Source organism: Sphingomonas parapaucimobilis NBRC 15100, assembly GCF_000787715.1.
Taxonomy (GTDB): domain Bacteria; phylum Pseudomonadota; class Alphaproteobacteria; order Sphingomonadales; family Sphingomonadaceae; genus Sphingomonas; species Sphingomonas parapaucimobilis.
This window is the reverse complement of sequence record NZ_BBPI01000001.1, coordinates 56,290-80,686: the sequence shown is the minus strand read 5'-3', so window position 1 is coordinate 80,686 and position 24,397 is coordinate 56,290. Positions and strand designations below refer to the sequence as shown.

Below are 24,397 nucleotides of genomic sequence, written 5' to 3'. Positions count from 1 at the left end.
TACATGTCCTGAACAAATTGTCCCACTCGGCGCAGCAGGAGCGCGTTTCCTCTCATGTTTTCAGGGTCCATTCCGGCGCTTGTGACGCCGTTCGACGATCAGGGCGGTCATGTCGGCGGAGCGTTCAATGAGGCGAAATTCCGGGATTTCGTCGAATGGCAGATTTCGGAAGGCTCCACCGCGCTGGTCGCCTGCGGCACCACGGGCGAAGCGGCGACCATGCCCAAGGACGAGCATTTCCACGTCGTGCGCGTCTGCGTCGACCAGGCGCGCGGCCGGGTGCCGGTGATCGCGGGCGCAGGCTCGAACGACACGATCGTCGCGATCGAAAACCTGAAGGCCGCGCAGGAAGCCGGGGCCGACGCCGCGCTGATGGTGCCGCCCTATTACAACCGGCCGAGCCAGGAGGGCATCGCGCTTCACTTCGCCGAGCTGGCGAAGAATGCGCCGCTGCCCATCGTCCTCTATAATGTGCCCGGCCGGACCGTCACCGATATCCAGCCGTCGACGCTGATCCGCATCGTCAAGGCCGCTCCGCATGTGTTCGTGGGCGTGAAGGATGCCAGCGGCGCGCTGCCCCGCGTGTCGCATCATCGCGCAGCGCTGGGGCCGGATTTCTGCCAGCTGTCGGGCAATGACGATCTGGCGCTGGCCTTCAACGCGATGGGCGGGGTGGGGTGCATCTCCGTAACGGCCAATGTCGCGCCGCGCCTGTGCGCGGAGTTTCAGGCGGCCTGTGCGGCCGGGGACATGGCGCGTGCGCTCGAACTGCACGACCGGCTGTTCCCGCTGCACGAGGCGATGTTCACCGACGCCTCGCCAGGTCCGGTCAAGTACGCACTCAGCCGCATCATGCCGCATTTCCCGCAAGGCGTCCGACTGCCGATGACCTGGCCGTCCGAGGCATCGCGCGCGCAGGTGGATGCCGCGCTGGCACATGCCGGATTGATCTGAACCCGGCCTTCCTTCGGCCGCAATCCCGGACGAACATCGCGTCGACGATGGGCGGCGCAGGGAGAGCGGCCGATGTGGACCTTGGTGATGATCGCCATGCAGACGGGCGCGGTGGCCGGGCCTGTCCTGCCTGCGCCCCGAAAGGCCCCAACCACGCGTCATTGCCCGCCCGACGATGGTGGCGGTGACGTGGTGGTATGCGGTCGCTCCTCCGACGCATACCGGATCGGCATCGTTCCCGATTATTCCGCGCCGATGACCCTGCCCAAGGCGCGCACGGAAATAGCAGGCGTCGGCGCGGTTTCGGCGGAAGCCGAGCAGGTGGATGTCGGCGGCATTCCCAGCAAGCGCGCCATGATCCGGCTTGCCATCCCGCTGGGTGGCCGCCGCAAGCCGTGAATGTTCCGTCCCAGAAACGGGATAGAGGCATCATCAGCGGCTTTTCAGGACGCGTTCGAGCGCCTACATCGACCCGTCCATGCGCCCGAAACCCCAAACCTTCGACAAGAAGAAGATCGTCGCCGAGAACCGGCGCGCCCGCTTCGATTATGCCATCGAGACGACCTATGAGGCCGGTATCGCCCTGACCGGGACCGAGGTGAAGTCTCTCCGCTTCGGTGAGGGATCGATCGCGGAATCCTATGCCGAGGTGCGCGGCGAGGAGGTGTGGCTGGTCAATTCCAACGTCCCCGAATTCAGCCATGGCAATCGCTTCAATCACGAGGCGAAGCGCCCGCGTAAATTGCTCCTTCATGAGCGCGAGATAAACAAGCTCCACGGTGCGGTGGCGCGCGAGGGCATGACCCTGGTGCCACTGATGATCTATTTCAACTCGCGCGGTCGCGCGAAGGTGGAGCTGGCATTGGCGAAGGGCAAGAAGGCGCACGACAAGCGCGATTCGATCAAGGAACGCGATTGGAAGCGCGAGCAGGGCCGTATCCTGCGCGATCGCGGCTGATGGCCTCGGCCGTGCCGACCATGTGGGGCCGTACCCTGGGATGGGTCCGGCGCAACATGCCGACCCGCGATTCGATGGAGAACAACCGGCTGCTCCGGCCGGTCGCGCACCGTGTCCTGGCGCCCGAACTGTGGCGCTTTACCCGGCGGTCGGTGCCGCGCGGCGTCGCGCTGGGCGTGGTGGCGGGTTTCCTGTTTCCGGTCGCGCAGATCGCGATCGCGGCGGTCTTCGCATTGCCATTCCGTGCCAATGTGCCGGTCGCGGCGCTGACGACCTTCATCACCAATCCGCTGACCACGCCGATCATCTGGGTCATCGCCTATCGCATCGGCACGTTCCTGTTGCGCAGCGAGGCGCCGCTCAACACCCAGCCGGTGGCCGAGGCCGCGACGGGCTGGCTGCAATGGGCGTTGAGCGCCTTTCACTGGCTATGGGAACAGGGTCCGGCTTTTGGTCTCGGGCTGTGCGTGCTGACCGGCGGGTGCGCGGTGATCGGCTATGCCGCCTCGGCATTGGGCTGGCGCGTGTGGATCGCGCGCAAATGGCGCAACCGGCGGAAAAATGCGGCCTTTTGATAGCGCTATTGCCGTTTGGCGTGACTTTCTAACGGTTTGACTGGGCGTATCGGCTCGTTACAACAGTCGCATCCATCTCCTTTTCGGGAATTCAGATGCGCTCTCTGCTGATCGCCGCTCTTCTTACGACCGCCATTTCCCCCGTCATGGCCCAGACTGTGAACCCCGTCGACAAGGCCGCTGTCGGCCCGGTCAAGCCCAACGCCAAGAACCGCCCCGAGATCGGCGATTTCGGTTTCGACATGGCGGGCCGCGATATTTCGGTGAAGCCGGGCGACGACTTTTTCGATTATTCGAACGGCACCTGGTACAAGAACACGACGATCCCCGCCGATCGCTCGTCCTATGGCATGTTCCACGTCCTGCAGGACCGCTCGCTGGAGCAGACCCGTACCATCCTGGACGAGGCGACCAAGCAGCCGGGCAACAAGGCCGGTGATTTCTACGCCAGCTTCATGGACGAGGCCGCCGTCAACGCGAAGGGCGTGACCCCGGTCAAGCCGTGGCTGAGCGCCATCAAGGCGACCCAGAGCCGCGACGCGCTGGCGATCGAGATGGCCAAGCTCCAGCGTCAGGGCGTCGGCGCACCCTTCGGCGTCTATATCGGCCAGGACGACAAGGCCCCCGACACCTATATCCCGAACTTCGGCCAGAGCGGCCTGGGCCTGCCCGACCGTGATTATTATCTGAAGGACGACGCCAAGCTGGCGACGATCCGCACCGCCTATCAGGCCTATCTCGCCCGGATGCTGACGCTGGCGGGCGAGCCCAATGCCGAGGCGCGGGCGGCGGCCGTGTTCAACTTCGAAAAGGGTCTGGCGGGCGTCCACTGGACCCGGATCGAGAGCCGCGACGCGGACAAGACCTATAACAAGTGGATGGCTGCCGACTTCACGACCAAGGCGCCGGGCTTCCCCTGGGCGCAATATATGCAGACGCTGGGCGTGGCAGGCCGTCCGGCCTATCTGGTCGCACAGCCCAGCGCGATCACCGGCGAGGCCAAGGTCTATAGTGAGACGCCGCTCAATGTCCTTCAGGACTATGCGATGCTGAAGGTCCTGCGCAGCTATGCAGGCTATCTGTCGAGCGATTTCGACAAGACCAACTTCGCCTTTTACGGCACCACCCTGTCAGGTACGCCGCAGCAGCAGGCGCGGTGGAAGCGCGGCGTCGGCCTGGTCTCCGACGGCTTGGGTGAGGAAGTCGGCAAGCAATATGTCGCCAAATACTTCCCGCCGGAATCGAAGGCCGCCGCCGATGCGCTGGTAAAGAACCTGATCTCGGCGATGGGCGACCGTCTGCGCAACCTCGAGTGGATGGCGCCCGAGACCAAGCAGAAGGCGTTGGCCAAGCTGGCCGCCTTTACGCCCAAGATCGGCTATCCCGACAAGTGGAAGGATTATTCGGCGCTGCAGATCCAGCGCGGCGATCTGGTCGGCAATGTCGCGCGCGCCAATGCTTTCGAGTTCCAGCGGGACCTCAACAAGCTGGGCCAGCCGATCGATCGCGGCGAATGGTTCATGACGCCGATGACGATCAACGCCTATGCCAACCCGCCGATGAACGAGATCGTGTTCCCGGCGGCGATCCTCCAGCCGCCCTTCTTCGATCCGAAGGCGGACCCGGCTGTGAATTATGGCGGTATCGGCGCGGTGATCGGGCACGAGATCAGCCATCACTTCGACGATCAGGGCCGCAAGTACGACGCCACCGGCAAGCTGACCGACTGGTGGACGCCGCAGGACGTGGCGCGGTTCAAGACCTTCACCGATGCACTGGTAAAGCAATATGACGGTTACGAACCGCTGCCCGGCCAGCACATTCAGGGCGGCCTGACGCTGGGCGAGAATATCGCCGATCTGGCGGGTCTGACGGTGGCACTCGACGCCTATCACAAGTCGCTGGGCGGCAAGCCCGCGCCGATCATCGACGGCACGACCGGCGACCAGCGTTTCTATTATGGCTGGGCGCAGGTGTGGCGGACCAAGTGGCGCGAACCCGCGCTGCGCCAAGCGCTGCTGTCCGATCCGCACTCGCCGGGTCATGAGCGCGTGCTGACCGTGCGCAACCTCGACCCCTGGTATGCGGCGTTCGGCGTCAAGCCGACCGACAAGATGGCGCTGACCCCGCAGCAGCGCGTCCGCATCTGGTAATCGACTGAATGACAGGCCCTCCGGTACGCACCGGAGGGCCTTTTTCTGTTTTGGAGAGAATGATGAAGAGTTTGGCCATCGCCGCGCTGCTTGGCGCGACCGCGATCACGGGAGCCGTGGCGCTGAATGCGCAGGACCGCCCCGCCGCCGCCAACGGCCCGACCTATGGGCGGTTCGGCTTCGACGAGAAGGGCATGGACAAGTCGGTCCGCCCCGGTGACGACTTCTATGCCTTCGCCAATGGCGAATGGGCCAAGACCACCGCCATCCCCGCCGACAAGTCGAGCTACGGCGCGTTCGACAAGCTCGCGGACCTGTCGCGGGAGCGGACCCATACCATCCTGGAACAGGCCAAGGGGCAGCGGAACCAGATCGGCACCGCCTATGCCACCTATCTCGACACCGCCACGATCGAGGCCAAGGGTCTGGCGCCGATCCAGCCCTGGCTGAACCGGATCAAGGGGCTGAACGATAAGTCGGGCTATGCCGCCTTGCTGGCCGAGGCGGATCGCAACGGCGTTGGCATCCCCTTCGGCTCGGGCGTCGGGCAGGATGCGCGCCAGCCCAATCTCTACACCGTTGGCCTGCGCCAGTCGGGGCTGGGGATGCCGGACCGCGACTATTATCTGAGCGACGACCCCAAGCTGTCGGCCGCGCGGGCCGCCTATCAGGCGCATCTGGCCAAGATGCTGACCATGGCCGGCGAGTCCGATGCCGAGGCGCGCGCCGCCGCGATCGTCGCCTTCGAGACGCAGATCGCCAAGGTCCACTGGACCCGGATCGACAGCCGTGACCGGACCAAGACCTACAACAAGATGACCGTCGCCGATCTGGCAAGGACCGCGCCGGGCTTCGACTTCGCGACCTATCTGAAGGGCGTGGGCACGCCGGTCGACACGCTGGTCGTCGCGCAGCCGACGGCGGTGACGGGGATCGCCGCGCTGATCCAGTCGACGCCGATCGCGGTGCTCAAGGACCAGTTGCTGGTCCGCTCGCTCGACGAGTTCGCCGATGTCCTGCCCGCCAAATTCGACCAGGAGCAGTTCGCCTTTTACGGCACCGTCCTGTCGGGCACGCCGCAGCAGCAGGAGCGCTGGAAGCGCGCGGTCGACTTCACCAGCAGCGCACTCGCCGATGAGGTGAGCAAGGTCTATGTCGCGCGCTATTTCCCGCCCGCGACCAAGCTGGCCGCCGATGCGCTCGTGAAGAACGTCCTGGCCGCGATGGGCAAGCGGATCGACCAGCTCGACTGGATGGCCCCGGAAACCAAGGCGAAGGCCCATGCCAAGCTGGCCGCCTTCACCCCGAAGATCGGCTACCCGGATCGTTGGAAGGATTATTCGGGTCTGAAGATCGTCAGCGGCGACGCTTTCGGCAACGCACTGCGCGCGGCCCAGTGGCGGCACGAGGACAATATCGGTCATCTCGGCAAGCCCATCCAGCGTTGGGAATGGGGCATGACCCCGATGACTGTGAACGCCTATGCCAATTTCGGCATGGTCGAGATCGTCTTCCCCGCCGCCATCCTACAACCGCCCTTCTTCGATCCAAAGGCCGATCCTGCGGTCAATTATGGCGGCATCGGTGCGGTGATCGGCCATGAACTCAGCCATCACTTCGACGATCAGGGATCGAAGTTCGACGCCAAGGGACAGTTGACCGACTGGTGGACGGACAAGGACGTCGCGGCGTTCAAGGAACGCACGGCGGCGCTGGTGAAGCAGTATGACGCCTATGAGCCGCTGCCCGGCCTTCATGTGAAGGGTGCGCTGACCCTGGGTGAGAATGTCGCCGATCTGGCGGGGCTGTCGGTTGCCTATGACGCCTATCACGCCTCGTTGAAGGGCAGGGCGGCGCCGGTGATCGACGGCTTTACCGGCGACCAGCGCTTCTATCTCGGCTGGGCGCAGGTGTGGCGTCGCAACTACCGCGAGGCGAACCTGCGCAACCGCTTGCTGACCGACCCGCACTCGCCGTCTCAGCAGCGCGCCTGGGTCGTGCGCAATCTCGATCCCTGGTATGCGGCCTATAGCCCCAAGCCGAACGAGAAACTGTATCTGACGCCCGAACAGCGCGTCCGTATCTGGTAATCATCATCCACCTCCTGGCATGGGCCGTCCGTCCGAGGGATCGGGCTTGACCCATGCCGGGTTGCCGGATGATGGGTTGAGGATGGCGATCGCGTCCCTCGAAAGATTTCACCCCACCCGCCTCGCGGCCGCCGTATCGGTCGCGAGCGGAGCGGGCGCGGCCATCCTGTTGTTCATGGCGATCCGCAGCTGGGTCGTGGCGGCGGGGTTTCTGGCGGCGGCGCTGCTGGCCTTTGGCGTCATCCTGGTCTGGCGCATCCTGACCCCCAGGGTGGAGCATAGCCGACGCAGCGTGGATTGGGACTTCGCGCGGGTCGTGGCGGATGCCAGCCTGGACGCGATCGCCGTCACCGACCGGGCCGGGCGTCTGGTCTGCGCCAATGACGCCTATGCCTCGCTCTTCCCGATGATGCCGACCCCGCCTGGCGTGCCGCTCGACGCAGCGTCGGTGGAGGCGCTGGCGGAGGCGGGGCGGACCGCGTGGCGCGACGGCCTGGGCCGGGCGGACCGGATCGCGGTGATGGGAACCGAATTGTCGGTGCTGGTCACACGGGCGGGCGACGAGGCCGACCTGCTGGTCTGGCGCTTCGCCATTGCCGAGGAACAGGACCTGGCCGAGACGGTCGAGCGGCTGATCGGCGGCATCCATGGCGACCGGCTGGGCACGGCGGGGATCATGGCGGCGCTGATCGCACCCGATGGCCGGGTGCGGGCCGCCAACCGGGTGCTGTGCGCGCGGGCGACGGGCGGCGAGATGATCTCGATCGTCGGCCGCGACTTCGCGACCTTCCTGGCGCATGATCCGGGCGGGCAGGTCCGCTTTGCCGCCGAACTGGCGAAGGGCGAAGGCAAGCCGCTGCGCATCCTGCAAATCCCCTTTGTCGAGGGGGACTCCGCCCCGATGCTGGTCGCGCTGCTCGACGAAGACGAGCAGCTGGTCGCACCGGCAGGCACGAGCGCGGGCAGCCATGTGCGGGGCCTTGTCTCGCTGATGCCCTTCGGAATCGCGCTGGTCGATCGCGACGGCCGTTTCATCCAGATGAATTCGGCCTTCATGCGCGCCGCCGGGGTCAACGGCACCACGCCGCCGCTCTATCCGGGGGATCTGGTGGTGCGCGAGGACAAGGCGGCGGTCGCCGACGCGATCCGGCGCTTCGCCAGCGGCGCCACCCATTCGGCCGACATGGCGGTGCGGCTGAAGGATCACCCCGAAGAGCCGGTGGCGTTGACCATCGCGGGCGCGCGGGGGCTGGGCGAAGCGGCGGTGCTGCTGAGCCTGAAGGACAATTCGGAGGAAAGCCGCCTGAAGCGCGAGGTCGCGCAGGCGACCAAGATGCAGGCGGTCGGTCAGCTCGCGGGCGGCGTCGCGCACGACTTCAACAACATCCTGACCGCGATCATCGGCCATTGCGACCTGATGCTGATGCGCCATTCGCCCGGCGACAGCGATTATGATGATATCCAGCAGATTCGCACCAACTCCAACCGCGCCGCCAGCCTGACCCGCCAGCTGCTCGCCTTCTCGCGCCAGCAGACGTTGCGGCCCCAGATCCTGCAATTGCCCGACGTCGTGTCGGAGGTGTCGAATCTGCTCAAGCGGCTGCTTGGCGAGCGCGTGCGGCTGGACGTCAGCCATGGCCGCAATCTTGGTCCGGTCCGCGCCGATCCGGGGCAGTTGGAGCAGGTGGTCGTCAATTTGGCGGTCAATGCGCGCGACGCGATCCTGGAGAACGAACCGGCGGGCGGCGGCATATTGACCATCCAGACGCGCGCCGTGTCGATGGCCGATGCGCGGGCGCTGAACAATGAAATCCTGCCCGCCGCCGATTATACCGCGCTCATCATCAGCGACAACGGCACCGGCATCCCGCCCGATATCCTGGGCAAGATCTTCGAGCCATTCTTCACGACGAAGGAACTGGGCAAGGGCACGGGCCTGGGCCTGTCGACCGTATACGGCATCATCAAGCAGTCGGGCGGTTATATCTTCGCCGACTCGCCGCCGGGCGGCGGTGCGAAATTCTCCATCTATCTGCCCGTCCATGCCGCCCCGGCCGTCTCGCCCAACCAGGCAAGCCCCGCCAAGCTGCCGGCCAAGGTCACGACCCCCTGGGGCTCGGGCACGATCCTGCTGGTGGAAGACGAGGACATGGTCCGCGCCGTCGCCGAACGCGCGCTGTCGCGCCAGGGCTATACCGTCATCTCGGCCGAGAATGGCGAGGCGGCCCTCGAAGTGCTCGACAAGCATGGCAAGCCCGATCTGCTGATTTCCGACGTGGTCATGCCGACGATGGACGGGCCGACCATGGTCGGGCTGGTCCGCAAACGCTATCCCGACCTCGCCGTGCTGTTCATGTCGGGTTACGCCGAAGAACAGCTGCGCAAGTCGATTACGCTGCCCAATGTCGGCTTCCTGCCAAAGCCTTTCTCCGTCCAGCAACTGGCCGAGGCGACGCAGGTCGCGCTGGCCCAGGGAAACAACGGGCAGGGGGCGGATCGCAACTAGCGGCTGGCGCGGGGCGCAAAGCATGTTATGGCGATGCTGATGACAGAGCCCGTGCAGATCCTCATCGTCGAGGACGAACCCCTGATCGCCATGATGCTCGAGGATTTCCTGGACGTCCTCGACAAACAGGTCGCGGGCACCGTGGACAGCGTCGATGACGCGCTCGCACGGGTAGCCGAAGGCGGTATCGACGCCGCCATTCTCGACGTCAACCTGCGGGGCGGCCAGAAGAGCACCCCCGTCGCCGAAGCGTTGGCCGAGCGTGGCGTGCCGTTCGTCTTTGCCACTGGCGGTGCCGACGATGCGTTGGACGAGCGGTTTCGTGACCGTCCCCGTCTGCAAAAGCCGTTCACGATGGACGGCGTGGCGAAAGCATTGGGTTCGCTCTGACCCGCTGACGCCTGCAAAGGCCCGGAATTAAGGGTCGTTGCGAAATTTGCTTGCGTCTGGGGGCTGTCTGGCGACATAGGCCTGCGCCATGACACGCCAATTCGACAAGTCTCGCCTGCCGTCCCGCCACGTTTCCGTCGGCCCGGAGCGCGCACCCCATCGCAGCTATTATTATGCGATGGGCATCCAGGAAGAAGATATCGCCAAGCCCTTCGTCGCGCTGGCGAGTGCGGGCAACAACTCGGCCCCTTGCAACACCACGCTGGATGCGCAGGCCGATGCCGCGCAGGCGGGGGTCATTCGGGGCGGCGGCATGCCGCGCCGTTTCAACACCATCACCGTGACCGACGGGATCGCGATGGGGCATCAGGGGATGAAGTCCTCGCTGGTCAGCCGCGAGGTCATCGCCGATTCGGTCGAGCTGTCGGTGCGCGGCCACTGCTATGACGCTTTGGTCGGCTTTGCGGGGTGCGACAAGTCGCTGCCCGGCATGATGATGTCGATGCTGCGCCTGAACGTGCCGTCGATCTTCGTCTATGGCGGCTCGATCCTGCCCGGCCGCCACCACGACCGCGACGTGACCGTGGTCGACGTGTTCGAGGCGGTGGGCCAGCATGCGGCGGGGAATTGCCCGCTCCACGATCTGATCGCGCTCGAAAAGGTCGCCTGCCCGGGCCACGGCGCGTGCGGCGGCCAGTTCACCGCCAACACCATGGCATGCGTCGGCGAGGCGATCGGCCTGTCGCTGCCCAACAGCAACATGATGCCCGCGCCTTTCCTCGACCGCCACGGCATCGCCGAGGCGGCGGGCGAGCAGGTGATGGAGCTGATTGCGCGCAACATCCGTCCGCGCGACATCTGCACCCGTGAAGCCTTCGAGAATGCGGCGCGTGTCGTGGCGGCAACGGGCGGATCGACCAATGCGGGGCTTCATTTGCCTGCCATGGCGAACGAGGCAGGGATCGACTTCGACCTGTTCGACGTTGCCGAGATCTTCAAGACCACGCCCTATATCGCCGACCTGAAGCCGGGCGGCCGCTATGTCGCCAAGGACATGTACGAGGCGGGAGGCGTCTATATGTTGATGAAGACGCTGCTGGCGGGCGGGTTCCTGCATGGCGACTGCATCACCGTGACCGGCAAGACGCTCGCCGAGAATATCGACGAGGTCACCTGGAACCCCGACCAGAAGGTCATCTACGACGTGAAGACGCCGCTCAGCCCGACCGGCGGCGTGGTCGGCCTGCGCGGGTCGCTGGCGCCTGAGGGGGCGATCGTGAAGGTCGCGGGCATGAAGCGTCTCCAGTTCGAGGGCACCGCAAAGGTCTTCGACTGCGAAGAAGAGGCCTTCGCCGCCGTCGAGGCGCGCGCCATCACCGAGGGCACTGTCGTCGTCATCCGCTACGAAGGGCCGAAGGGCGGTCCGGGCATGCGCGAGATGCTGTCGACCACTGCCGCGCTCTACGGCCAGGGTCTGGGCGAGAAGGTCGCGTTGATCACCGATGGCCGCTTTTCGGGCGGCACGCGCGGCTTCTGCATCGGCCATGTCGGTCCCGAGGCGGCCGATGGCGGCCCGATCGCTCTGGTCGAGGATGGCGACAGCATCCGCATCGATGCCGAGGCGGGCACTATCGACCTGCTGGTCGAACCCGCCATATTGGATGAGCGCCGTGCGCGCTGGACGCCGCGCGTGAACGATTATCAGGCTGGTGTGTTGTGGCGCTATGCCCAGAATGTCGGCCCCGCGCATCAGGGCGCGGTCACGCACCCCGGCGCCAAGTCCGAGCGCCATGTCTATGCGGATATCTGATCCGCAGTGGCTGGTCGGTGCCCTGGCTCTGGCTGGCTGCTCGGGCGGTGAGGCGGATCGGCAGGCGGCGGCGCAGAACGGCCCCGTCGCCGAACAGAAACCCGGTCTGGCGATTCACTGTGCGCTGGCGGGGGTGGAAGCCTTCGCCGATGACTGCACGGTGGAACAGTCGGGAATGGGCGATGCGGTCATCTTGACCGTCCGGCATCCCGATGGCGGGTTCCGGCGGCTTCGGGTGACTCGCGATGGGCACGGCGTCGCGGTCGCGGACGGGGCGCAGCCCGCATCGGTATCGCTTGCGGGAGAGCGGCAGATCGAGGTGGCGGTCGGTGGTGACCGCTACCGGCTGCCCGCCACGGCAGGAACGCCGTGATCCCGATCGACGGGCTTCCGGTCCTGACCGCCGCCGAAATGCGGGCGGCGGAACAGGCGGCGATGGTCGGGGAGGTGACCGAGGCGACCCTGATGGATCGCGCTGGATCGGCCATCGCGCAGGCGGTCGCCCGGCTGGCCGCAGGGCGAGAGATACTGGTGTTATGCGGCCCCGGGAACAATGGTGGCGATGGCTATATCGCGGCAGCGGCGCTCAAGCGACAGGGCTTGGCAGTACGGGTGGCGTCCAGCGAAGCGCCGCGCAGCGCCGGTGCCGGTCGGGCGGCCGCGATCTGGGGTGGGGCGGTCGAACCCCTGGATGGCACGCGGCCCGCACCTGTCCTTGTCGACGCCATCTTTGGAACGGGTCTGTCGCGCCCCCCTTGCGATGAAGTGCAGGATACGCTGACCCGGCTTGCCGAAGCGGCATGGCTGAGGATCGCGGTCGATCTTCCAACAGGGATCGCGACCGACAATGGCAAGGCGCTGGGCAAGGTGCCGCGCTTCGACGTGACATTGGCACTTGGCGCAGTGAAGCCGTCGCATCTGTTGCAGCCCGCTGCCAACGCCATGGGGCAGGTGCGCTTGCTGGATATCGGCATCGCCACCCATTCGCAGGCCCGCGCCCTGACGCGGCCGAACCTGCCCGAGCCGGACGCGAATTCCCACAAATACAGCCGCGGCATGGTTGCTGTCATGGCAGGCAGCATGTCGGGGGCATCCGAGCTCGCCGCGCTCGCGGCCTTGCGCGCGGGCGCGGGTTATGTGCTCCACCTCGCATCGGGTGGGAGGCCCGGTTCGGCCGCACCTCATGCGATCGTTCGCCGGGATTATGCGCCCGACGCGCTGGACGAGGATCGCATCGGGGCCGTCGTGATCGGTCCGGGCCTGGGGCGGGACCGCGACGCGTCCGAACGGCTGGAAGCGGCGCTCGCCAGCGGACGGCCATTGGTCATCGATGGCGACGCACTCCGGCTGGTCGAGCTGGCGACGCTGGCCACGCATCACGGCCCCCGGATCCTCACCCCGCATGGTGGGGAGTTCGTCCATCTGTTCGGCGAAGTGACCGATGACAAGCTCACCGCCACCCGTCGCGCCGCCCGGCAGAGCGGAGCAGTCGTCGTCCACAAGGGCGCCGATACGGTCATCGCCGCGCCCGATGGCCAGGCGATCCTGTGTCCCGAGGCAAGTCCATGGTTGTCGACGGCGGGCACCGGCGATGTGCTGGCCGGAGCGGTCGGCGCGATGCTCGCGGCAGGGCTGGAACCGCTGGCCGCTGCGGAGGCGGGCGTCTGGCTTCACGCCCAGGCGGCGCGGGCCTGTGGCAAGGCTTTCATCGCGGACGACTTGGCAGACGCGCTTTCCGCCGTCAGAGGCTGATCGCATGAGCGATACCATCATCCGCGTCGCCGCCCGGGGCGACGGCGTGACCGCGAACGGCCGCCACGCCGCCTTTGCCGCACCCGGCGACACCCTGTCGGTCGACGGCACCGTCATGCCCGGCCCGCATCACCAGACGCCGCCCTGCGGCCACTTCCCGCGCTGCGGCGGGTGCCAGCTCCAGCATCTGGACGACGAAAGCTATGCCGGGTTCGTCACCGACCGCATCGCTTCCGCGCTCGATGCGCAGGGCCTGACCGCGCCGTTGCGCCCCGCGCATTGTTCGCCGTCGCACAGCCGCCGTCGCGCCACGCTGCATGCCGAGGCGAAGGGTGGGCGCGTGCTGATCGGCTTCTCGGAGGAAAAGAGCCACGCCATCGTCGACATGGCCGAATGCCATATCCTCCACCCGACGCTATTTGCGGTGGTCGGCCCGCTTCGCACGCTGCTCCAGCGGTTGGGGTTCAAGCGGCGCGGCGACGTGCATCTGGCGTTGGCCGATCAGGGGGCGGACATTCTCGTCACCGGCTTCTCGCCTGACGGGCTGGAAGCGGCCGAGACGATCATCGCGTTCTGCCAGCGGCACGGCGTTGCGCGCTTCTCGGTCGATGACGGCCTGGGCGCCGAGACGCGCTGGGAACCCGAGCCCGTGACGATCACGCTGGGCGGGGTCGGCGTACCCCTGCCGCCCGGCGCTTTCCTCCAGGCGACCGCCGATGGCGAGGCCGCCCTGGTCGCCGCGGTGCGTGAAGCGGTGGGCAATCCCCGCACCACCGCCGACCTGTTCGCCGGGCTCGGCACCTTCGCGCTGGCTCTGCCGGGCAAGGTCTATGCCGCCGAGGGCGCGCGCGACGCGATCCTGTCGCTGAAGGGCGCGGCCAATGGCGCGGGGCGTATGATCTTTGCTGAGCATCGCGATCTGTACCGCCGACCGCTGACCAAGGCGGAGCTGGATCGGTTCGACGCCATCGTCCTCGATCCGCCGCGTGCAGGCGCGCGGGATCAGGCCGACGCGCTGGCCAGCGCCGAGGTGCGCGCGGTCGCCTATGTCTCGTGCAATCCGTCCAGCTTTGCGCGCGATGCCAAGGCGATGGTCGATCAGGGATGGCAGCTCGACTGGGTACAGCCGGTGGGCCAGTTCCGCTGGTCGACCCATGTCGAACTGGCCGCGCGTTTTTCGCGTCAGCCTTCGTCCGGGTAATCCGCCGCCACGAAGAACAGCCCGTCCGACGGCGCGTTCAACCCCAGCTGCGCGCGGTCGCGGGCGTTCAGCGCCGCTTCCACATCGTCGGGGGACCAGCGGCCCATGCCGACCAATGCCAGGCATCCGACCATCGACCGCACCTGATGATGCAGGAAGGAGCGCGCGGCGGCCCGGATGTACAGCCGTGGCCCGACCCGCTCGACCGACAACAGGTCGAGCGTCCGCACCGGGCTGTCCGCCTGGCAGTGAACCGATCGGAAGGTCGTGAAATCATGCCACCCCACGAGCCGCGCGGCGGCGTCCGCCATGGCGACTTCGTCGAGCGGCTGCGGCACCTGCCACGCCAATCCGGCTTCGTGGGTCAGCGGCGCGCGGCGGTTGACGATACGATATTCATAGGATCGCCGGATGCATGAGAAGCGCGCGTGCCAGTCGTCCGGCACCGTCACGCAATCGAGTACGGCGACCGGGTTCGGCCGGATCCGCGCGTTGATCGCCTCCATCAGGCGGAAGGGCGCGATGTCCTTTGCGATGTCCACATGCGCGCGCATGGCGAGGCCGTGTACGCCTGCATCGGTACGGCCTGCCGCATGGACGGCAGTGCGCTCGCCGGTGACGGCATGGACGGCGTCCTCCAGCGCCTGCTGAACGCTGGGGCCATGCGACTGGCGCTGCCAGCCCATGAAGGGCCGTCCGTCGAATTCGACCGTCAGCGCAAATCGCGTCAAAGCCGCGTCCCCGCCGGGATGGCAAAACCGCGCAGCAGATCGTCGGCGCTGGATACGCCGCGCCCGGCGCGCTGGAGGGTGACGGGACGCAGCGCGCCTTCGCCGCACGCGATGGTGAGCCGATTGTCCAGTATTTCGCCGGGAGCACCATGGGCGTCCACCAGCTCGGCCGACAACAGCTTGATCCGCTCCCCCTGATATTCGAACCACGCGCCGGGAGCCGGATGAAAGGCGCGGACCAGCCGCTCCAGCTCGATCGCACTCCTGGTGAAATCCAGTCGCGTTTCCGCCTTGTCGATCTTGGCGGCATAGGTGACGCCCTCGACCGGCTGGGGGCGGGCCGGATATCGGTCCGGGTCAGCCAGCACCTTGACCATCAGTTCCGCGCCCATGGCCGCCAGTTTCTCAGTCAGTTCGCCCGTCGTCTTGCGTCCGATCGGCGTCGAGCCTTCCAGTCGCACCGGGCCGGTGTCGAGACCTGCCTCCATCTGCATGATACCCACGCCCGTCACGACATCGCCCGCCAGGATCGCGCGCTGGATGGGCGCGGCCCCGCGCCAGCGCGGGAGCAACGAGCCATGGACGTTCAGGCACCCCAGTCGCGGGGCGTCGAGGATCGCCTGCGGCAGGATCAGGCCATAGGCGGCGACCACCGCGACATCGGCGTCCAAATCCGCAAATCGTGCCTGTTCCTCCGCCGAGCGCAGCGAAACCGGCGTCATCACCGGAATGTCCAGACTTTCCGCCATCTGCTGCACAGGCGAGGGGACCAGCTGTCGCCCGCGCCGCCCGCCGGGACGCGGCGGCTGGCTGTAACTGGCGACGACCTGATGCCCGGCCTCGACCAGCGCTTGCAGAACCGGGACGGCAAAGCCCGGCGTACCCATGAAGATGATCCGCATAAGGACGCCTCTCTGCGCTGGCGGGACGGCGCGCAACCCCCTATCTGTTCCCTATGGCATCCCCCGAGATCGAGGCGCTGACCCAGGCGCTGGCGCGTATTCCTGGCCTTGGCCCCCGATCGGCCCGTCGCGCGGTCCTGCACCTGCTGAAAAAGCGGGAGGCGGCGCTGGTGCCGCTGCTGACCGCGCTGGGGGCGGTCGAGGAGCGGCTGGAGACCTGCGCGACCTGCGGGAACATCGACACCGCCAACCCGTGCGCGATCTGTGCCGATCCCCGGCGGGATGCGGGCGCGCTGTGCGTGGTCGAGGAGGTCGCCGATCTCTGGGCGCTGGAGCGTTCGCGGCTGTTTCCGGGGCGCTTCCATGTACTGGGCGGGCGGCTGTCGGCACTGGAGGGCGTGCGGCCCGAAGACCTGACCATCGATGCGCTGGTCCGCCGGATCGAGGGCGGCGGCGTCGACGAGGTCGTGCTGGCGATGAACGCCACGTTGGAGGGGCAGACCACCGCGCACTATATCGCCGAACGGATCGAGCGCTTTCCGGTGCGCGTCACCCAACTGGCCCATGGCCTGCCGGTCGGCGGCGAGCTGGACTATCTCGACGAGGGGACGCTGGCCCAGGCGTTGCGCGCACGCCGGCCGGTGGTCTGATCCGCCGGCTTGACGGTTCGGACCGCTGACCGTAGCGAAACCGACATGGCCATTCTTCCGATCGTCGAAATTCCCGACCCCCGCCTGCGTCTCGTCTCCAAGCCTGTCGAGACGGTGGATGATGGCGTCCGCCAGCTCGTATCCGACATGATCGAGACGATGTACGACGCGCATGGCATCGGCCTTGCCGCGATTCAGGTCGGCGTCGACCAGCGCATTCTCGTCATCGACCTCCAGGAGGAAGAGGATGAGGAAGGCAAGCCGGTCAAGAACCCCAAGGCCTATATCAACCCCGAAGTCCTGTCGGTCAGCGACGAACTGTCGACCTATAACGAAGGCTGCCTGTCGATCCCCGAGCAATATGCCGAGGTGAAGCGGCCCGCCTCCTGCCGCGTGAAGTGGCTGGACGAAAAGGGTGAGGCGCACGAGGCCGAACTCGACGGCCTGCTCGCGACCTGCATGCAGCATGAGATCGACCATCTCAACGGCGTGCTGTTCATCGATCATGTCAGCCGGTTGAAGCGCGATATGCTGATGCGCAAGCTGAACAAGATGCGCAAGGGCTGACCTTTACCGGCGTGGCCGGTCGAATGGCCTTGTTCGACCGGCTTCGTTCGTTCTATGTTCCGACCTGTCCCTAAGTCTGACAGGTTGTTGAAATGCCCGAATTGATCGCCGTTGCGCTGCTCGCCCTGTTGCTGGGGGGCGTGGTCGGCTGGATGGCCGCGCGGCGCAAGGCCGATGGCCTGGCCGCCGAGCTGGCGACCGCCACGACCCGTGCGGGCGAAGTGGAGCCGCTGCGCGCCGCGCGTGACGCGGCCGAGCGCGACCGGAGTGAGGCGCTTCAGGCGCTGGCCGAACTGCGCGGTCGTGCGGCGGATCTTGATGTCATCCGGGCGGCACGCGATGCCGTCGAAGCCGAGCGCAACGCCGCGCATCGTGAACTGGCCGAATTGCGGGCACGCGCGCAGGAACGCGAAACGGCCTATGCCCAGACGCTGGAGGCGCTGGGGCAGGCGCGCGAACAGATCAACGCCCAGTTCGGCGAAGCCGCCGCCCGCGCCCTTGAAGTCGCCCAGCGCCAGTTTCTGGAACGGGCAGAGGCACGCTTTCGCCAGTCGGAAGAGGCATCCGGCCAGACGCTCAAGGCGCTGCTCGACCCCGTCCATCAGCGGCTGCAACGCTATGAGGAAGGCGTGCGCAAGGTCGAGGACGAGCGTCGCGACGCCTTTGGCGAATTGAAGGGCCAGATCGAGGCGATGCGGATCGGGCAGGAGCGCGTGTCGGGAGAGGCGGCCAAGCTGGTCAATGCGCTGCGCAACGCGCCCAAGGCGCGCGGACGCTGGGGCGAGCAGCAGCTTCGGAACGTTCTCGAGAGCTGCGGCCTGTCCGAACATGCCGATTTCCAGACCGAGGTCAGCGTCGATGACGGCGAGGGCGGTCGTCTGCGCCCCGATGCGATCGTCCGCGTCCCGGGCGGCAAGGCGCTGGTGATCGACGCCAAGGTGTCGCTGAACGATTATCAGGACGCGTTCGGCGCGATCGACGAGCCGGAGCGGCAGCTGGGACTGGCACGCCATGCCGCCGCGATGCGCGCGCACGTCAACGGACTGGGCAACAAGAGCTATTGGAACCAGTTCGAGGACGCGCCGGACTATGTCATCATGTTCGTGCCCGGCGAACATTTCCTGTCGGCCGCGCTCGAGAATGACCCGACGCTATGGGATTTCGCATTCGACAAGCGCGTGCTGCTGGCGACGCCGACCAACCTGATCGCTATCGCGCGGACGGTCGCGGCGGTCTGGCGGCAAGAGAAGCTGGCGCAGGAGGCGCGCCAGATCGGGGCGCTGGGCAAGGAACTTTACGCGCGCCTTGCCGTGATGGGCGGCCATGTGTCGAAGCTGGGCAAGAACCTGGATACCGCGATGACGGCCTATAACGCCTTTGTCGGGAGCCTGGAGAGCCAGGTGCTGACCAGCGCGCGGCGCTTCGAGGCGTTGAACATCGATACGGGCGGCAAGAGCATCGATTCCCCGCCGATCGGCGAACAGGCGGTGCGTCCGCTGAGCAAGCTGCTGCCGGTTACGGATCTGGCCGAGGGGGGTACGGAATAGGCGGGGCTTAGGCGCCGCTGGGGGCGGGTCGGGTTTTTATTCCTCCCCTGTAAGGGGAGGGGGACCATGCGTGGCATGGTGGAGGGGTGTCACCCTATCGAGAGCGGGACACCCCTCCGTCAGTCCTGATAGCCTGCCACCTCCCCTGCAAGGGGAGGAATAGGGAGACGCCTGCCGGAAGCGTCTCCCCATATCGTCAGGCCGCTTCCGTGACCTTCGGCGCGGCGGCGCGAACGCCTTCATCGACATGGTCGGCGAATTGCTGAAAGTTCTCGTTGAACAGACCGACCAGCTTGGCCGCCGTTGCGTCATAGGCGGCCTTGTCGGCCCAGGTGTCGCGCGGGTTCAGGATCGCGGCGTCGACGCCGGGCACCGACACCGGAACCTGGAACCCGAAATTCGGATCGGTCCGGAACTCGACCTGGTTCAGGCTGCCGTCGAGCGCGGCGTTGAGCAGCGCGCGCGTCGCCTTGATCGGCATGCGGTGGCCGACGCCATATTTGCCGCCGGTCCAGCCGGTGTTGACCAGCCAGCAATCGACGCCGCCCCTGGCGATCCGCTCCTTCAGCAGATTGCCGTATACCGACGGGTGACGCGGCATGAACGGCGCGCCGAAGCAGGTCGAGAAGGTCGCGTCCGGCTCGGTCACGCCGATCTCGGTGCCCGCCACGCGTGCGGTATAGCCCGACAGGAAGTGATACATCGCCTGTTCCGGCGTCAGCTTGGCGATCGGCGGCAGGATGCCGTACGCGTCGGCGGTCAACATCACGATGTTGCGCGGTACGCCCCCCATATTGTCCTTCGACGCATTGGGGATGAAGTCGATCGGATAGGCGCCCCGGCTGTTCTCGGCCAGACTGTTGTCGTGCAGGTCGAGCTGGCGCGTCACCGGGTCCATGACGACGTTTTCCAGTACCGTGCCGAAGCGCTTGGTCGTCGCGAAGATCTCCGGCTCCGCCTCGGGCGACAGGCGGATCATCTTGGCGTAGCAGCCGCCCTCGAAATTGAAGACCGCCGTGTCCGACCAGCCATGTTCGTCATCACCGATCAGGGTGCGGCTGGCATCCGCCGACAACGTCGTCTTGCCGGTGCCCGACAGGCCGAAGAACACCGCCGTCGATCCGTCCGCGCCCATATTGGCGGAGCAATGCATCGGCATGACGCCCGTCGTCGGCAGCAGATAGTTGAGCAGGCCGAAGACCGACTTCTTCATCTCGCCCGCATAGCGCGTGCCGCCGATCAGGATCAGCTTCTCGGTCATGTTGACCGCGATCACCGTCGAGGAACGGCAGCCATGACGTGCGGGATCGGCGCGGAAGCTGGGCAGGTCGATGATGGTGTATTCGGCGGCGAACTTGCGGAGTTCATGCTCCTCGGGGCGGACCAGCATCGTGCGGATGAACAGATTGTGCCATGCCAGCTCGGTCACGACGCGAACGCGGACGCGGTGCTCGGGCTGCGATCCGCCGTACAGGTCCTGGACGAACAGGTCTTCTTTCTGACCGAGCGCGGCGAAAAAATCGGCCTTGAGCGCGGCGAAATGGTCCGGGCTCATCGGCTTGTTGGTCTTGCCCCACCAGACCGTATCGCGCGTCGTGTCGTCGCGGACCATGAACTTGTCCTGTGCCGAACGGCCGGTGTGCTCACCCGTCTCGACGACCAGCGGACCGTCGGCCGATAGCTTGCCCTCGCCGCGCGCGACCGCGGTTTCGATCAGCCGGGCGGTGACGAGGTTCCAATGCAGGGTGGCGCGGGTCTCGATCCCCTGGGCCTGCAGACCGATCTCCGGAATCCGTTCGTTCATAAGAGCTTCCTCGTTCCCCAAGGCGGCGGGTTCTGATGGCCCGGCGCTGTTTCACCGCACGTGAATACGTATGCGTCGGATCGACTCATACGCGTTTTGTTAAACACGTCAAACACACTGTTTGGCGAAGATGGTTGAGCCGTGTGTCACTTTGGCTTAACCGATGGCCATGGCGGTCTTTTCGCACGATATGGGTTCGGGGTCGGTTGCATGACGGCCACCATTGCGCTGGTCGATGACGACCGGAACATCCTGACCTCCGTATCCATCGCGCTTCAGGCCGAGGGCTTCGTCACGCGCGTCTATGCGGATGGCGAGGCCGCGCTAAAGGCGCTGATCGACAACCCGCCCGACCTGGCGATCTTCGACATCAAGATGCCGCGCATGGACGGGCTGGAGCTGCTTCGCCGCCTGCGTGAGAAGAGTCAGATTCCGGTCATCTTCCTGACCAGCAAGGATGACGAGCTGGATGAGGCGCTGGGGCTGGCGATGGGCGCGGACGACTATATTGCCAAGCCGTTCTCGCAGCGGCTGCTGATCGCGCGGATCCGCGCCATCCTGCGGCGATCCGAATATGTCGGCGCGCCGCAGGGAACCCCCGCCGCCGATGTGCAGGGGCCGCTGACCCGCGGGCAGCTCGCCATGGACCCGGCCCGCCACCGCGTCACGTGGAAGGGCGAGCCGGTCACGCTGACCGTCACCGAGTTCCTGATCCTGGAGACGCTGGCGCAGCGCCCCGGCATCGTGCGCACCCGCAACCAGTTGATGGATGCCGCCTATCAGGATGACATCTATGTCGACGATCGCACCATCGACAGCCATATCAAGCGCCTGCGCCGCAAATTCCGGCAGGTAGATTCCGAGTTCGACGCCATCGAGACGCTCTATGGCGCCGGTTACCGATTCTCCGAGGAGTGAAGCTCCCGACCTGGCATTGCGCTGGTCGGGCCAGATTTCGCTGACCCAGCGGATTCTGGCGCTCAACATCTTTGCGCTGCTGCTGTTGGCAGGCGGGTTCTTCTATCTCGATTCCTATCGCACGCGGCTGCTCGATAACCGAGTGGCCCAGTCGTTGCGCGAAGTCCGGCTGATGGGGGAAGCACTGACTTCGGTGCGCAGCGAGGAACGCGATCCTCTGGTCGTGCGGCTGGCACGCGATACCGGCGGGCGTATCCGGCTGTTCGATTCGGCGGGGCGACTGGTCGCCGACAGCCGGGCGCTCGGCGTGCGCAATGTCGTGCTGCGCGATCCCGACAAGCAGGATTGGGGGCAGGCGATCGCGCGCTTCCTGGATGCCGGGATCGACACCGTCGTCGGCGCGGCCCGGCCGCCGCTTTATCGTGAGCGGCGCGGCGGCGCGGAATGGCCGGATGTTCGCGCGGCGCGGGACGGGCGGGTCTCCGCCTCGGTCTGGCGCGCGCCCGATCGCACCCCGGTCATCACGGCCGCCGCACCGTTGCCCAGCGGCGGTGCGCTCATGGCGACCGAGAATGCACGCTTCATCACCGAAACGGTTCGGATCGAACGGTTTCGGCTGAGCGTGCTGCTGGCGCTGGTGGCGCTGATCTCCGTCTTCCTCTCGCTTTTCCTCGCGCGCACCATCGTCCGGCCGCTGCGGCGGCTGGCGCGGGCGGCGGTGCGGGTGCGGCTGGGCCGGGCACGCGAGGTGGTGGTCCCGCGTCTGCCGGACCGCCGGGACGAATTGGGAATGCTCGCCCGGGCGCTATCCGACATGAGCCTGGCGCTGCGTGCACGGATCGACGCGACCGAGGCCTTTGCGGCCGATGTGACGCATGAGTTGAAGAACCCGCTGGCCTCGCTCCGCTCCGCCGTCGATACGCTGGAGACGGTCCATGACCCTGACCTTCAGGCGCAGCTGCTGGCGATCGTTCGCGACGATGTACGGCGGCTCGACCGGCTGATCACCGACATTTCCGATGCCTCGCGACTCGACGCGCAGCTCAGCCGGGCGAAGTTCGATCCCGTCGATCTGAACGCGCTTCTCGCCGGGCTGATCGCCCAGCGTGAGGCGCGCGGGGTCGAACGGGGCATCCGCCTTCGCTTCGATTCCACTGAGCCCGGACCTGCGATGGTATCCGGCGAAGGTGCAAGGTTGGAGCGGGTCTTTGAGAATCTGGTCGACAACGCACTGTCCTTTTCCCCCGACGAGGCGGTCGTCGCGATCAGTCTGGCGCGCGAGCCGGATGATTGGGTGGTCCGTGTCGAGGACGAGGGGCCGGGCGTGCCCGAGGACGCGCGTGAGGCGATCTTCCGCCGCTTCCACTCGATCCGGCCGAGTTCGGAGAATTTCGGACGCCATTCCGGGCTGGGCCTCGCCATCGCCCGAACCATCGTCGAGGCGCATCAGGGGCGCATCCATGTCGAGGCCCGTGAGGACCGGATGAGTGGTGCGCGCTTCGTGGTACGCCTGCCGCTGGCCGCGATCGTCTGATGGGTGAACTCATCCATGCCACGTGCGTGATGATCGGCGGCGTCGGGATAATGCTGCGGGGGTCTTCTGGGGCCGGCAAATCCGATCTGGCGCTGCGGTTGATCGACCGGGGGGCGGTGCTGATCGGGGATGATTATGTCGAGGCAACGGCCAGGGACGGCGCCTTGCACGTCACCGTGCCGGAGCGGATCGCCGGGTTGATCGAGGTTCGGGGCGTCGGCATCGTGCCGGTTCCGTACCAGGCCAGCGCGATCGTCAGCCTGGTCGTCGAACTGCCCGTCGACCCGGATCTTGAAGAGCGCCTGCCCGAGGCACGCCAGACCGTGATCGCAGGCATCTCGCTCCCTATCTATAGGCTCAACCCGCGTCCGGCTTCGACCCCGATCAAGGTCGAGCTGCTGGCGTCACGCCTCAAGGAATGCTCGCAATGGACCGAAAACGCATCTTGCTGGTGACCGGCATGTCCGGGGCTGGCACCTCGACCACGCTCAAGACGCTGGAAGACCTGGGCTGGGAAGTGGTCGACAATCTGCCCCTGTTCCTGCTGAACGGTCTGCTGGAGGCCGCGCCACCCAAGGGCATGGAGGGCAAGAACCGGCCGCTGGCGATCAGCATCGGCGTGCGGACGCGGGACTTTGCACCCGACCAGATCACCCAGAGCATCCGGCGTCTGAACGAGCGGCCCAATCTGGCCATCGAGACGCTGTTCCTGAATTGCGGGGGGGCGGAGTTGAAGCGGCGCTATGCCGAGACCCGGCATCGCCATCCGCTGGCGATGGACCGCGCCGCCGATGACGGTATCGCGCATGAACGCGCGTTGTTGGGTCCGGTGCGGGACATGGCCGACCGGATGCTCGACACGACCAACATGACCAGCAACGACCTGGGGCAATGGATTCGCGCCAATTACGCGGTCGACGGCCTCAGCGAGCCGGTGCTGACGGTCATGTCCTTCGGTTTTTCCAAGGGGTTGCCGCGCAACGCCGACCTGGTCTTCGACATGCGGTTCCTTCGCAATCCGCACTGGTCGGCCGAACTGCGTCCCGGCACCGGGCTGGACCAGGGGGTCATCGACTATATCCGGCATGACCCGGCCTATGAAACGGCCGTGGGGCAGATCGAGACGCTGCTCGACACGCTGACGCCGCGCTATGTTTCCAGCGGAAAATCCTACATCACCATCGCGATCGGCTGTACCGGCGGGCGGCATCGTTCCGTCCATGTCGCCGAACGGATCGCGGGACGGTTGCGCCAGAGCGGTTTTTCCCCCACGGTGTTGCATCGTGATTTGGGTGCCGCGCCGAAAGACTCCTTGGAAGCCAGGCCGGCCAAACAATGATGGATATGCGTGTCTG

22 protein-coding genes are annotated in these 24,397 nt (G+C 66.5%); 19 read left to right on the top strand and 3 right to left on the bottom strand.

From position 1 onward, the window contains the following. Positions 1-54 precede the first annotated feature (54 nt). The 12 genes from dapA to SP5_RS00345 all read left to right on the top strand — a co-directional run bounded on the left by dapA (position 55) and on the right by SP5_RS00345 (position 14,389). Positions 55-954, top strand: a complete 900-nt coding sequence (gene dapA, locus SP5_RS00400) for a 4-hydroxy-tetrahydrodipicolinate synthase (RefSeq protein ID WP_042482433.1) — start codon at positions 55-57, stop codon at positions 952-954. A gap of 72 nt (positions 955-1,026) precedes the next feature. After that, entirely contained in the window at positions 1,027-1,353 is a 327-nt protein-coding gene (locus SP5_RS00395) for a hypothetical protein (RefSeq protein WP_042482430.1), read from the top strand. Positions 1,354-1,432: 79 nt separating this feature from the next. Then, the gene (smpB, locus tag SP5_RS00390; RefSeq protein WP_007403364.1) at positions 1,433-1,912 is read left to right on the top strand and encodes an SsrA-binding protein SmpB; all 480 of its coding nucleotides are present in this window, start codon (positions 1,433-1,435) and stop codon (positions 1,910-1,912) included. Further along, on the top strand, positions 1,912-2,487 hold the full coding sequence (locus SP5_RS00385) for a DUF2062 domain-containing protein (protein WP_245613347.1): 576 nt from the start codon (positions 1,912-1,914) through the stop codon (positions 2,485-2,487). Before smpB ends, SP5_RS00385 begins: the two co-directional genes overlap by 1 nt. 95 nt (positions 2,488-2,582) lie before the next feature. Further along, positions 2,583-4,640, top strand: coding sequence for a M13 family metallopeptidase (locus tag SP5_RS00380; RefSeq protein ID WP_042482427.1), 2,058 nt, complete (start codon positions 2,583-2,585; stop codon positions 4,638-4,640). A gap of 62 nt (positions 4,641-4,702) precedes the next feature. Beyond that, positions 4,703-6,730, top strand: coding sequence for a M13 family metallopeptidase (locus SP5_RS00375; RefSeq protein ID WP_042482595.1), 2,028 nt, complete (start codon positions 4,703-4,705; stop codon positions 6,728-6,730). Between the two features lie 82 nt (positions 6,731-6,812). Beyond that, positions 6,813-9,236 (top strand): hybrid sensor histidine kinase/response regulator, encoded by a 2,424-nt coding sequence (locus SP5_RS00370; protein WP_042482424.1) that lies wholly within the window; start codon positions 6,813-6,815, stop codon positions 9,234-9,236. Between the two features lie 27 nt (positions 9,237-9,263). Further along, positions 9,264-9,626 (top strand): response regulator, encoded by a 363-nt coding sequence (locus SP5_RS00365; RefSeq protein WP_439645588.1) that lies wholly within the window; start codon positions 9,264-9,266, stop codon positions 9,624-9,626. 88 nt (positions 9,627-9,714) lie between these two features. Then, a complete protein-coding gene (ilvD, locus tag SP5_RS00360) occupies positions 9,715-11,436 on the top strand; it encodes a dihydroxy-acid dehydratase (RefSeq protein WP_042482422.1) in 1,722 nt (573 codons plus the stop codon). Next, positions 11,423-11,809, top strand: a complete 387-nt coding sequence (locus tag SP5_RS00355; protein WP_042482420.1) for a hypothetical protein — start codon at positions 11,423-11,425, stop codon at positions 11,807-11,809. The genes ilvD and SP5_RS00355 overlap by 14 nt, the downstream gene beginning before the upstream one ends. Next, positions 11,806-13,188: a bifunctional ADP-dependent NAD(P)H-hydrate dehydratase/NAD(P)H-hydrate epimerase gene (locus tag SP5_RS00350; RefSeq protein WP_042482417.1), complete on the top strand. Its 1,383-nt coding sequence runs from the start codon at positions 11,806-11,808 to the stop codon at positions 13,186-13,188. The genes SP5_RS00355 and SP5_RS00350 overlap by 4 nt, the downstream gene beginning before the upstream one ends. A 4-nt stretch (positions 13,189-13,192) precedes the next feature. Continuing rightward, the gene (locus tag SP5_RS00345) at positions 13,193-14,389 is read left to right on the top strand and encodes a class I SAM-dependent RNA methyltransferase (RefSeq protein WP_042482414.1); all 1,197 of its coding nucleotides are present in this window, start codon (positions 13,193-13,195) and stop codon (positions 14,387-14,389) included. Here SP5_RS00345 and truA read toward each other — a convergent pair. Together truA and fmt are read right to left on the bottom strand one after the other, a co-directional pair. Next, positions 14,371-15,120 (bottom strand): tRNA pseudouridine(38-40) synthase TruA, encoded by a 750-nt coding sequence (gene truA, locus SP5_RS00340; RefSeq protein WP_042482411.1) that lies wholly within the window; start codon positions 15,118-15,120, stop codon positions 14,371-14,373. The genes SP5_RS00345 and truA overlap by 19 nt on opposite strands. Beyond that, positions 15,117-16,022 (bottom strand): methionyl-tRNA formyltransferase, encoded by a 906-nt coding sequence (gene fmt / locus SP5_RS00335; RefSeq protein WP_042482408.1) that lies wholly within the window; start codon positions 16,020-16,022, stop codon positions 15,117-15,119. Before fmt ends, truA begins: the two co-directional genes overlap by 4 nt. 53 nt (positions 16,023-16,075) lie before the next feature. On the opposite strand from fmt, the gene recR reads away from it, so the two are divergent. The 3 genes from recR (at position 16,076) to SP5_RS00320 (ending at position 18,786) form a co-directional block, all read left to right on the top strand. Then, positions 16,076-16,672: a recombination mediator RecR gene (recR, locus tag SP5_RS00330; protein ID WP_042482407.1), complete on the top strand. Its 597-nt coding sequence runs from the start codon at positions 16,076-16,078 to the stop codon at positions 16,670-16,672. Positions 16,673-16,717: 45 nt separating this feature from the next. Continuing rightward, a complete protein-coding gene (gene def / locus SP5_RS00325; protein WP_042482404.1) occupies positions 16,718-17,239 on the top strand; it encodes a peptide deformylase in 522 nt (173 codons plus the stop codon). Positions 17,240-17,331: 92 nt separating this feature from the next. Next, complete coding sequence (locus SP5_RS00320) at positions 17,332-18,786, top strand: DNA recombination protein RmuC (RefSeq protein ID WP_042482401.1); 1,455 nt, start codon at positions 17,332-17,334, stop codon at positions 18,784-18,786. A 196-nt stretch (positions 18,787-18,982) separates the two neighbouring features. Here the strand turns inward: SP5_RS00320 and SP5_RS00315 are convergent, their stop codons facing one another. Then, positions 18,983-20,590 carry a phosphoenolpyruvate carboxykinase gene (locus SP5_RS00315; protein WP_042482397.1) on the bottom strand — a complete coding sequence of 536 codons (1,608 nt, stop codon included), beginning with the start codon at positions 20,588-20,590 and terminating at the stop codon, positions 18,983-18,985. Between the two features lie 210 nt (positions 20,591-20,800). Here SP5_RS00315 and SP5_RS00310 point away from each other — a divergent pair, with 210 nt between their 5' ends. Genes SP5_RS00310 through rapZ form a run of 4 tightly spaced genes read left to right on the top strand, consistent with a single transcriptional unit; the run spans position 20,801 to position 24,381 of the window. Continuing rightward, on the top strand, positions 20,801-21,508 hold the full coding sequence (locus SP5_RS00310; protein WP_042482394.1) for a response regulator transcription factor: 708 nt from the start codon (positions 20,801-20,803) through the stop codon (positions 21,506-21,508). Further along, positions 21,477-23,042: a sensor histidine kinase gene (locus SP5_RS00305; RefSeq protein ID WP_042482391.1), complete on the top strand. Its 1,566-nt coding sequence runs from the start codon at positions 21,477-21,479 to the stop codon at positions 23,040-23,042. Before SP5_RS00310 ends, SP5_RS00305 begins: the two co-directional genes overlap by 32 nt. Then, a complete protein-coding gene (locus tag SP5_RS00300; RefSeq protein ID WP_042482388.1) occupies positions 23,042-23,497 on the top strand; it encodes an HPr kinase/phosphorylase in 456 nt (151 codons plus the stop codon). The genes SP5_RS00305 and SP5_RS00300 overlap by 1 nt, the downstream gene beginning before the upstream one ends. Beyond that, a complete protein-coding gene (rapZ, locus tag SP5_RS00295) occupies positions 23,470-24,381 on the top strand; it encodes an RNase adapter RapZ (RefSeq protein ID WP_157013527.1) in 912 nt (303 codons plus the stop codon). The genes SP5_RS00300 and rapZ overlap by 28 nt, the downstream gene beginning before the upstream one ends. Positions 24,382-24,397 lie beyond the last annotated feature (16 nt).